Origin of the sequence: Bifidobacterium tissieri (assembly GCF_002259645.1) — a bacterium.
GTDB classification, from domain to species: Bacteria; Actinomycetota; Actinomycetes; order Actinomycetales; family Bifidobacteriaceae; genus Galliscardovia; species Galliscardovia tissieri.
The window spans coordinates 1-1,195 of the sequence record NZ_MWWV01000030.1 but is presented as its reverse complement, the minus strand read 5'-3'; the positions used below and the strand labels follow the sequence as shown (position 1 = coordinate 1,195).

The following is a 1,195-nucleotide window of genomic DNA, read 5'->3' as shown; positions in this document are numbered from 1 at the left end:
GGGGCAGGAGACCTTTCTCTCCCTCCTCGCCGTACCTGCGTCTCAGCTCGTTCGCCCACTGCCTGGTGACGCCGTGGCGCCGGGCGGCCTCGGCGACCGGCATGCCCGCGAGGATCGCGTTGACGATGGCTTTGTTGCGCAGGAACTCGCTACGGGCCGCGGGGCCATCATCATTGGAATGCGCTGGTGTCTGCTGCTGTGATTGTGTGTCCATACACCAATCAACCAGCACCGACCTGTAAACCATGCCCCGAGACATACGTCAACCATGCCCTAGGACACCCCGTCAACCATCCCCCGAGACATACGTCAACTATCCGCTCGAACTAGACAGTGATGAGATAGGGGCTATAGGAACTTTTGTGGTGCTTTAGAGTCCTTTCTCACGGTTTGTGTGCCGATTGTGGCGGGTGTGGCGTCCGCGGCGTTTGATGAGCGGGTGGATGGCGTGCAGGATGAACATCAGGGCCCCGGCCGCGACGAGTGCCGGCCGGCTTCCGGCGCCAATGGCGTCGATGAGTTCGAATACGACTTGGATGAGTCCCAGCAGAGTTGCGATGTTTTGGATCATGCCGACGTCTATGCGGATTGGCCGCGGCTATCGGACGTGGCCCTTGCGGATGTAGAAGCCGGGTTCGCTTGTGGGGTCATCGTGGTTGTTGGACTGGATGCCGGTGTCGTAGGACCTCGGCCCGTCGTCGTCCCCGTCCGGCTCCGGCGCGGACTTGGCGGGTTTCCAGTGTTCCGGTTTGATCAGCGACGCGGGGTCCGGGTTCCTGCTTCTCATGTAGCACACCCATTCGCAGGCGCGTCGCATGTGCTCCTCGGGCAGTCCGCGGTGGTCGAGGAGCACATGCTTGAGCGGCGAGTTGACGCCGCCCTCGAGACGGTTCGTGGTGCGCGCCACCGGGCCGCCGGCGGTGAGCGCGGGTTCGAGGAACGCGAACAGCTTGCCCTCTCGGAACAGTTTCTCCAGTCGCCGGTAGCAGCGTCGCACGTCCTCGTGGGTCCACCACCATTGCCGTTTCATCGCCTTCGGATTGTCGGGATCGTCCTTCGCCCAGGTGCGTTCGTTGATGAACGGCCCCCAGGCGACGTGCCACGCGTTGAGCGCCTCGCCCCATCTGACGGCGGTCTCGCCGTCACGTACCTTGGTGAGCCGGTCTGAGAGCTTCTTGAGCTGCCTGCCCGCCTC

General features: G+C 63.4%; 2 protein-coding genes and 1 pseudogene. All 3 read right to left on the bottom strand.

The features are described from left to right. On the bottom strand, nucleotides 1-214 hold a 214-nt coding region (locus tag BTIS_RS11530; protein WP_158216911.1), incomplete at its 3' end, for a helix-turn-helix domain-containing protein. Between the two features lie 156 nt (nucleotides 215-370). Then, complete coding sequence (locus BTIS_RS11525; protein WP_094661785.1) at nucleotides 371-571, bottom strand: hypothetical protein; 201 nt, start codon at nucleotides 569-571, stop codon at nucleotides 371-373. Nucleotides 572-598: 27 nt separating this feature from the next. Next, nucleotides 599-1,195: pseudogene (locus BTIS_RS11520) on the bottom strand (IS256 family transposase); the annotation flags it as partial.

Bases quoted from the DNA above. Each gene is read 5' to 3' on its own strand.
- BTIS_RS11525 (WP_094661785.1), bottom strand. From the start codon at position 571: ATGATCCAAAACATCGCAACTCTGCTGGGACTCATCCAAGTCGTATTC.